The organism is Streptomyces sp. WG7, assembly GCF_049975785.1.
Taxonomy (GTDB): Bacteria; Actinomycetota; Actinomycetes; order Streptomycetales; family Streptomycetaceae; genus Streptomyces.
On record NZ_JBNGGE010000071.1, the window covers coordinates 21,330 to 30,208 of the forward strand.

At 74.7% G+C, this 8,879-nt stretch carries 5 protein-coding genes; all 5 read right to left on the reverse strand.

Going from position 1 to position 8,879, the window contains the following annotated elements; all coding sequences use genetic code 11:
- Positions 1 to 136: 136 nt before the first annotated feature.
- On the reverse strand, positions 137 to 1,474 hold the full coding sequence (locus ACP4J0_RS36185) for a PLP-dependent aminotransferase family protein (protein ID WP_426603345.1): 1,338 nt from the start codon (positions 1,472 to 1,474) through the stop codon (positions 137 to 139).
- Positions 1,471 to 2,583 carry an alpha-hydroxy acid oxidase gene (locus tag ACP4J0_RS36190; protein ID WP_426603347.1) on the reverse strand — a complete coding sequence of 371 codons (1,113 nt, stop codon included), beginning with the start codon at positions 2,581 to 2,583 and terminating at the stop codon, positions 1,471 to 1,473. The genes ACP4J0_RS36185 and ACP4J0_RS36190 overlap by 4 nt, the downstream gene beginning before the upstream one ends.
- A complete protein-coding gene (gene hppD / locus ACP4J0_RS36195; RefSeq protein ID WP_426603349.1) occupies positions 2,580 to 3,701 on the reverse strand; it encodes a 4-hydroxyphenylpyruvate dioxygenase in 1,122 nt (373 codons plus the stop codon). Before hppD ends, ACP4J0_RS36190 begins: the two co-directional genes overlap by 4 nt.
- Positions 3,702 to 3,792: 91 nt before the next feature.
- Positions 3,793 to 4,005 carry an MbtH family protein gene (locus ACP4J0_RS36200; protein WP_426603351.1) on the reverse strand — a complete coding sequence of 71 codons (213 nt, stop codon included), beginning with the start codon at positions 4,003 to 4,005 and terminating at the stop codon, positions 3,793 to 3,795.
- A gap of 107 nt (positions 4,006 to 4,112) precedes the next feature.
- Positions 4,113 to 8,879: amino acid adenylation domain-containing protein (locus ACP4J0_RS36205; protein WP_426603353.1), on the reverse strand; the 4,767-nt coding region annotated here is incomplete at its 5' end.

Here is an 8,879-nt window from a genome sequence, read left to right on the forward strand (position 1 = left end):
CACTTGTCGAGCAAGTTGATCTGTGCGAAGTGATCAGTACATGACGAGGGGACGACATCGGAGTGACACATGAGGCGTCAGTGGCATCTTCTGGCCTATGTGGCCGGTGCGACCTGCGCGGCCGGACACACTGTGCTCAGGCGGAGCGGACGAAGGCGGCGAACCGGTCGAGCGCCTCCTCGATGTCCTCCGGTCCGAGGGCGCTGCACGACAGGCGCAGACGGCGCAACGCTCCGCCGCCGGCTCCGGTCTCCGACGCCGCCGCGTCGTAGAAGTGGTGCAGCGGCGTCCACAGCACGCGGTGGTCGCGGGCCGAGCGCTCCAGGACCGCGTCGGTGACGTCGAACGGCACGTCGACGACGACGAAGAAGCCGCCCTCGGGACTGTTCCAGCTCACCCCGGAGGCCGACGGGTCGGGGAAGCGGCGGGCCAGCCCGTCGACGATCCGGTCGAGGCCCTCCCGGTACACCTCGCTCTCCCGTTCGTTGGCGCGGACCAGGCTGCACCCGTGTTCCAGCAGCCTGCCCCCGGCCACGGCCTGGGCGATCGGCGAGGTGTTGACGGTGACCATGCTCTTGGCCTTGGCGAGCAGGTCCGCCAGGTACGGTCCCGACTCCACCGGTTGGTCGGCCACCGCGTAGCCGATCCGTACCCCCGGGAACACCGTCTTCGCCAGTGAACCGAGGTGGACGACACGGCGTGCGGTGTCCAGCGCCTTCAGGGTCGGGAGCCGGTGCCCCCGGCGCGGGAAGAGACCGTACGGGTTGTCCTCCAGGAGGAGGATGTCCTCCTGGTCCGCGAGGTCGAGGAGACCGCGGCGTACCGGCTCCGGCATCCGGATGCCCGAGGGGTTCGCGTGGTCGGGGACGACGTACAGGGCGCGCGGGCGCAGCCCGGCGGCGCGGGCCTCGCCGATACGCCGCCGCAGGTCGTCCAGGTCGACGCCGTCCGGGCCCTCGGCGACCGGGTGCACCGGCAGGTCCAGGAGGCGCGCGGCCCCGGTGACGCCGACGTAGGCGGGCGTGACGGCCAGCAGCACGTCGCGGTCGTCGCGGCGCAGCAGCCGCAGGGTGAGGAACAGCGCCTCCTGGCAGCCCGTGGTGACGAGGACGGCCTCCGGGTCGACGTCGATGCCCTCGTCCACGGACAGCTGACGGGCGATCAGCTCGTGGATGATGCCCTTGGTGCGTCCGTACTGGAGCAGGGTGCGCCGGACCCGCTCCTCGCCGTACCCCTGTTCGGTGCGCAGATGGTCGCCGAAGACCCGCAGCGCGCGGTGGATGTCCTCGACGTCGTAGAACCCCTCGTACGGTGTGCCGGCGGCGAGGGAGAGCGCGTCCGGGTGGCGGCCCGCGATCTCGTTGAGGAAGTTCATCGAGGAGAGCAGCGGGTCGCCCACCGCGGGGTGCAGCGCGCTGAGGTCCAGGCCGTGCGTGGCCGTGCTCGCCGTGGCCATCGCGGTCGTCGCGGTCATCGCGGTTCCTCTCCCGGGCCGGCCACGGTGCGCAGCCGGGCCGCCGCGGCGAGGTCCGGGCAGCCTGCCAGCGCGAGCGCCGACTCCAGTTCCTCGCCGATCAGTTGGAGGACTCTGAGCACGCCCTGGTGCCCGCCGGCCGCCAGGCCCCACAGCACGGGACGGCCCAGCAGCACGCCGTCCGCGCCGAGGGCGAGGGCCTTCAGGACGTCCGTACCGCTGCGGACCCCGCTGTCGAGGAGCACCTCGCACCGCCCCGCGACGGCCTCGGCCACGGCGGGCAGGGCGTCGAGCGCGGGCAGGGCGCCGTCGAGCTGGCGGCCGCCGTGGTTGGAGACCACCAGCGCGTCCGCACCGCAGGCCGCGGCGCGTTCGGCGTCGGCCGGGTCCAGCACGCCCTTGAGGACCAGCGGCAGCCGGGTGTGTTCGCGCAGCCAGTCGAGGTCGGCCCAGCCGAGGGACGGGTCGACGACGTTGGCGGTCTGCGCGGCGACCGCGCTCACGCCGCTGCTCGCGGTGCGCGGCACACCGTCGGGTCGGGGACCGAAGTGCACGGGCGACACCCCGTCGGGCAGGGCGAAGGCGCCGCGCATGTCGGCCGCCCGGCGTCCCATCCTCGGGGTGTCGACGGTCAGCATCAGCGCGCGGCAGCCGGCCGCCTCCGCGCGCTGAAGCAGTTCCTCGGTGTGGCCGCGGTCGCGCAGCCAGTACAGCTGGAACCAGGTGGTGGCGCCGGTGGCGGCGATGTCCTCCACGGAGGTGCTGCTGAAGGTGCACGCGGTGAACGGGACACCGGCGTCCCGGGCGGCGCGGGCGGCGGCCAGTTCTCCGTCCGGGTGCACGGCCCGCTGGTACGCCATCGGGGCCACGGCGACCGGGAGGGCGCTCTCCGTGCCGAGCAGGGTGCGGGTGGTGCCGACGGACGAGACGTCCGCGAGCACCCGGGGGACGAGGTGGAGCCGGTCGAACGCGGCGCGGTTGGCGCGGAGCGTGAGCTCCGCGCCCGCCGCCCCGCCGACGAAGCGCTCCACGGCGGCGGGCAGGACCGCCGCCGCCAGGGCCTCCGCGTCGGCGGGGGTGAGCAGGCCGGCGAGTGCCGGGTCGGTCATGCGGTCTCCCCGTCGGCGTTCGCGGCGGCCTCGTGCTCGGCCTTCTCCGCCTGTACGGCGTCGTACAGCGCGCGGACGTTGCCGCCGCCGAAGCTGTCCGCGCCGGCGCGCTCGATGATCTCGTAGAAGACCGTGCGCTTGGGGTGGACGGTCCGCGTGAAGATCTGGAAGAGCTGGCCGCCGTGGTCCTCGTCGGCGAGGATGCGGCCCTTGCGCAGCTCGGCGATCGAGTGGCGGTTCAGCTGCAGGCGCTGCTCCAGCCGGTCGTAGTACGTGTCGGGGGTGCCGAGGAAGACGATGCCCCGCTCGAGCATCCGGTCGACGGTGCCGATGATGTCGGTGGTGGCGAAGGCCAGGTGGTGCACGCCGCCGCTGCCGTGCCGCTCCAGGAAGTCGCCGATGTGACCGGCGTCGTGCTCCGGGCTCGGCGCGAGGACGGTGAAGGTGAGGTCCCCGGCGGGGCTGCGGACGGCCTTGGAGTCCATGGCCTCGGTGCCCTGGACCATCAGCTCCTCGTACACGGACTCGTAGCCGAAGACCCGCTCGTAGTAGCCGGTGGTCTCGGCCAGCCGGCCCATGGGGACGCTGACCGCGACGTGGTCGAGGACCGTCAGGCCCACCGGCGCCGGCTCCCCGGAGGCGGCCGACCCGGCCACGGGTTCGAAGCCGGGCAGCGGGACGGCGGCGTCCGTGTCGCCGGCGGGCCGCTGGACCAGGGTGTGGCGTACGTCGTCGAAGCCGGCGGCGATGACGGCGGTGACCCAGCCCTCCCGCTCGGCGGGCTCGGCGAGGGGCGTGGCGGATCGGGAGACGGCGTCGGCGAAGGCCTCGCGGGCGTCGCGGGCGGTCAGCGCGATGTCGGCTATGCCGTCGCCGTGCCGCGCCACGTAGGCGGCGGCCGGGTGGCGGTCGTCGAGCGCCTGGGTCACCACGAGGACGATGTCGCCCTGGCGCAGCGCGAGGGAGCGGGAAGCGCCCTCGGGGCCGCCGCGTTCGGCGGTGGCGCAGACCTGGAAGCCGTAGCCGTCGGTGAAGGCCGCCGCGGCGGCCTCGGCGTCGGTGACGTACAGCTCGACGTGGCCGACGCGGAGGGGGGCGGCGGGTGCGGTGTCTGTCATGTCGTTCTCCTCACGGGGTGTTTTGGGGTGGTCGAGGGCCGGGAGTGGGAGTTCGGGGTGGTCGAGGGCCTGAAGTGGGGGTCCGGGGTGGTCACTGCTCGGCCATGGCGTCGGCCAGGCTCTTGGGCCGCATGTCCGTCCAGTTCTTCTCGACGTGGTCGAGGCACTCCTGGCGGCTCGAGGCCGGGAGGGCGACGGTCCAGCCGGCGGGGACGTCGGCGAAGACCGGCCAGAGGGAGTGCTGGAGTTCGTCGTTGACGAGGACCAGGTACTGGGCGTCGTCGTTCTCGAAGGGGTTGGTCATGGGGGTGCTCCGTACTGGGATGGGTGGGGCCGGTCGGACAGGGGCCAGGGGTGGGGGTGGTCGGTTGGACAGAGGTCGGGGGTGGGGGTGGGGCGGTCGGACAGGGGTCAGGGGGTGCGGGGGCGGTCGGTGCTCACCAGGCGTTCCTCGACGGCACGGCCGATCTCCGTGACGGGGCCGGGCAGCGTCATGTCGTGGTGGCCGCAGGCGACGGGGTGCGGGTCGAGGCGTCCGCCGACGTACGGCGCCCAGGACGCGGGGGCCGGCGCGTCCGTCCCCGGGTCCGGTTCGGCGGTGAACAGCAGGACGTCACCGTCGAAGTGACGGGGGACGAACTCCCGTTGCAGCCGGGCGTGGCGGGCCGCGATGCCGGGCCACACCCGCAGGGTGCGCGGCGGGATGTCGGTGAGGGGCGCGCCCTCGCGCCGCAGGACCTCGCGGGCCGCCTCGGCGTCCACCGGGCCGCCGTCCGGGAAGCCGGGCGCCTCGTGGCCGAGGAACCGCAGCAGCCGGGCGAGGACGTCGCCGTCCGACCAGTCCCGCGAGGGCGAGCCGTCGGCCTCGGCACGCTCAACGGCGACGGCGGCGGTCGCGGTCGCGTCCGGCGGGTAGGCGTCGAGCAGGGCCAGCAGCGCGACCTCCTCCCCCGCCTCGCGCAGCCGCACCGCCATCTCGTGGGCCACCAGGCCGCCGAAGGACCAGCCCAGCAGGTGGTACGGGCCCTCGGGCTGGACCTCGCGGATCCGGGCCAGGTAGTCCTCGGCCATCTCGCCCACGGACGCGGACGGTTCCTCGTCCCGGGCCAGCCCCCTGGCCTGGAGCCCGTACAGCGGCCGGTCCTCGCCGAGGGAGCGGAGCAGGCCGGCGTACGGCCAGCTCAGCCCGGCCCACGGATGGACGCAGAACAAGGGCGGCCGGGTGCCGGTGGCGCGCAGCGGCAGCAGGACCTCCAGGGCCCGCGTGGCCTCCTCGGCCGCGGTCCCGTGCCCGCCGCCGGAACGCAGCAGACGGGCCAGGGCCTCGGGAGTGGGCGCGTCGAGCAGCGAGCGGATACCCAGGGCGGTACCGGAACCGGAGCCGGAGCCGGAGCCGGTGGCCGAGCGGATACGGCCCAGCAGCCGGACCGCGAGCAGCGAGTGCCCGCCCAGCTCGAAGAAGCCGTCCTCGGGGCCGACCCGGTCCACGCCGAGCACCTCGGCGAACAGCTCGCAGAGCAGCCGCTCCTCGGCGTCGCGCGGCGGGCGGCCGTCTCCGGCCGCGGTGAACGAGGGTTCGGGCAGCGCCCCGCGGTCCAGTTTGCCGTTCACGGTGAGCGGCAGGTCCGGCAGGGTGACGACGGCCGCGGGCACCATGTACTCCGGCAGCCGGTCCGCGACGTACTGCCGCAGCAGGGCCGGTTCGACGGGCGCGGGGGCCGGGCCGGCGACGGCGGGCACGGCGTAGGCGATCAGCCGGGCCTCGCCCTGTCCGTCGGCCCGTACGACGACGGCGGCGCGGGCGACGCCGGGGTGGGCGCGCAGGACCGCCTCGACCTCGCCCGGCTCGATCCGTACCCCGCGCACCTTGACCTGCTGGTCGGCGCGGCCCAGGTACTCCAGGGCGCCGTCGGAGCGCCATCGGGCCAGGTCGCCGGTGCGGTACATGCGGGCCCCGGCAGGTCCGAACGGGTCGGTGACGAAGCGTTCGGCGGTCAGGGCGGGCCTGCCGTGGTAGCCGCGCGCCAGCTGTACCCCGGCGAGGTACAGCTCGCCGGTGGCCCCGGGCGGCACCGGACGCAGCGCCGCGTCCAGCACGTACGCCCGGGTGTTCCAGACCGGCCGGCCGATCGGCACGGGGCCCCGGGCGTCCGGTTCGCAGTCCCAGTGGGTGACGTCGACGGCCGCCTCGGTCGGGCCGTACAGGTTGTGCAGCGTCACCTCGGGCAGCACGGTGTGGAAGCGGGCCGCCAGGTCGGCGGGGAGCTCCTCACCGCTGCACACCACCCGGCGCAGTCCGGTGCACCCGGCCGCGGCGGGCTCGTCGAGGAACGCGCCGAGCATCGACGGCACGAAGTGCGCGGTCGTCACGTGTTCGGCGCGTATCAGCTCCGCGAGGTAGGCCGGGTCCCGGTGCCCGTCGGGACGGGCGACGACCAGGGCCGCGCCGGTGACGAGCGGCCAGAACAGCTCCCACACGGAGACGTCGAAACCGGTGGGGGTCTTGTGCAGCACCCGGTCCCCGGCGGTGAGCCGGTACGCGTCCTGCATCCACAGCAGGCGGTTGACGACGGCCTCGTGCGAGACGGCGACGCCCTTGGGCCGGCCGGTGGAGCCGGAGGTGTGGATGACGTAGGCGGGGTTGCGCGGGTCAGGAGCGGTGTCCGACGCGGGGGTGATGCTCATCGCGGGGGTGGTGCCCATCACGGGGGTGGTGCCCATCGCGGGGGCGGTGCCCGTCGCGGGGGTGGGCGTCCCGTCGCCGGTGTCGGCGTCCACGACGAGGACGGGTGTGTCACCCGCGGGCAGCGGGGACCGTGCCGCCACCGCCTCGGTGACCAGGATGCGGACCGGTTCGGTGTCCTCGAGGAGCAGGGCGACGCGTTCCGCCGGAAGGCCCGGATCGACGGGGACGTACGCGGCGCCCGTCTCGAGTACCGCCAGGAGGGCCGTGACCAGCTCGGCGGAGCGGGGCACGGCGACGGCGACACGGGTCTCCGGTCCGGCTCCGGCCCGGCGCAGTCGGCCGGCGAGGGCGGAGGCGCGGGCGGCCAGCTCGCCGTAGGTCAGCCGCTGTGTCCCGTGGACGACGGCCGGCGCGTCGGGGGTACGGGCGGCCTGGGCGGCGAACAGCTCGGGGAGGGTGGCCGGCGCGAGGGGCACCGCCGTGTCGTTCCACCGGGTGAGGACCAGGTCGCGTTCCTCGTCACGGAGCACGTCGACGGCCGCCAGCCTCCGGCCGGGCTCCGTGGCGAACTCCCGCAGCAGCAGGCCCAGCCGCTGGGCCAGCGCGGTCACGGCCGCGTGATCGAAGTGCGCGGGCTGGTAGCCGAGGCGGAGGGTGAGGGCACCGCCCGGGGAGTCCGGTGAGCCTTCGGTCGTCCGGGGGCCCTGGGTCACGATCAGGCTCAGCGGGTAGTGGGTGGCGTCCCGGCCCTTCACCCCGGTGAGCCGCGGCCCGAAGGCGCCTTCCCGCGGGGCGAGCGACTCCCGGTCGACCGGGTAGTTCTCGAAGACCACGAGGGTGTCGAAGAGCGCGGGGTGGCCGGACAGCCTCGTGACCTCGCTCAGGCCGAGGTGCTGGTGGGCCATCAGGGACGACTGGCCGCTCTGGAGTCCGGTGAGCGTCCGGCGGACGGTCGCCCGCGGGTCGAGGACGACCCGGACGGGCAGCGTGTTGATGAAGAGTCCGACCATGGACTCGACCCCGGCGACCTCCGGCGGGCGGCCCGCGACCGTGGCGCCGAAGACGACGTCGTCACGGCCCGTCATACGGGACAGCAGCACCGCCCAGGCGCCCTGCACCAGGGTGTTGACCGTCAGGCCCGCCTCCCGGGCCAGCCGGTGCAGGGCCTCGACCGTGTCCGAGGGCAGTTCCAGGGTGACGTGGCCCGGTTCGGACGTGGACGTGCCGGCCGCCCCGGGGGCGAGCAGCGTCGGTTCGTCCAGCCCGGCCAGCTCGGCGGTCCAGGCGGCCCTGGCGGCCTCCCGGTCCTGGGCGGCTAGCCAGGCGAGGTAGTCGCCGTACGGGGTGACGGCGGGCAGTCCGGCCGCCGAGCCCCGTGCCGCGTACAGCGCGAACATCTCGCGGAGCAGCACGGGCATGGACCAGCCGTCGAGCAGGATGTGGTGCGGCGTCAGGACGAGGCTGTGGTGGTCGTCGTCGTGCTTGACCAGCGCGATCCTCAGCAGCGGAGGCCGCGACAGGTCGAACCGGGCCGACCGCTCCTCCTCGGCGACGCGGTCACGCCGGACGGCGTGCTCCGTGGTCGGTACGCCGGTCAGGTCCACGGTGCGCCAGGGCAGTCCGGGGTCGCGCACGACGACCTGGACGGGGGTACCGGTGGCGTCGTGCACGAAGGCGGCCCGCAGGTTGGCGTGCCGGCGCAACAGCGCCGTCCACGCCTCGCGCAGGACCGGCACGTCCAGGGGGCCGGCCAGGTCGAGTACGAGCTGGGCGGTGTAGACGTCGGTGTCCTGGGCGTCGTACAGCGCGTGGAACAGGAAGCCGTCCTGGAGCGGGGAGAGCGGGAGGACGTCCTCCAGGCCGGGGTACGCGGCCTCCAGGGCTTCCACCTGCTCCTGGGTCAGGGCGGGTACGAGGGGGAAGTCGGACGGCGTGTGCCCGCCTGCCCCGGCATCCGTGCCCGCGAGGGTCTCCAGCACCCGCAGCCACCGCTCGGCCAGCTCCCGCACCTCCGCCTCGTCGAACAGCTCCCCCGCCCACGCGAACGTCGCCGACAGCACCGGACCGTCCGCCCCGTCGACCGTGACCGCGTTGATGTCCAGGGCGTGCGCGAGCGGGGTGGCCGGATCGGCGCCGGGTCCCCCGGGCTGTGCGACCGGCGACCAGTCGGCGCCGGACGGGGAGGCGGACGTCGGCGTGCGGCCGAGGTAGTTGAAGCCGACCCGGGGCCGGGCGAGACCGGCGAGCACGGGCGCGGTGCCGGCGTTGAGGTGGCGGAGGAGGCCGTACCCCGCGCCGTCACCGGGAACCGCCCGCAGCTGTTCCTTGACCCGCTTGACGGCGTCCGCGGGGTCGTCCCCGCAGCCGGTGACGTCGAGCCGTACGGGATGGACACGGGTGAACCAGCCGACGGTACGGGAGAGGTCCACGTCCGGCCGGTCGCTGTCACGGCCGTGGCCCTCCAGGTCGACCAGCACCCCGCCGTCGGCGTC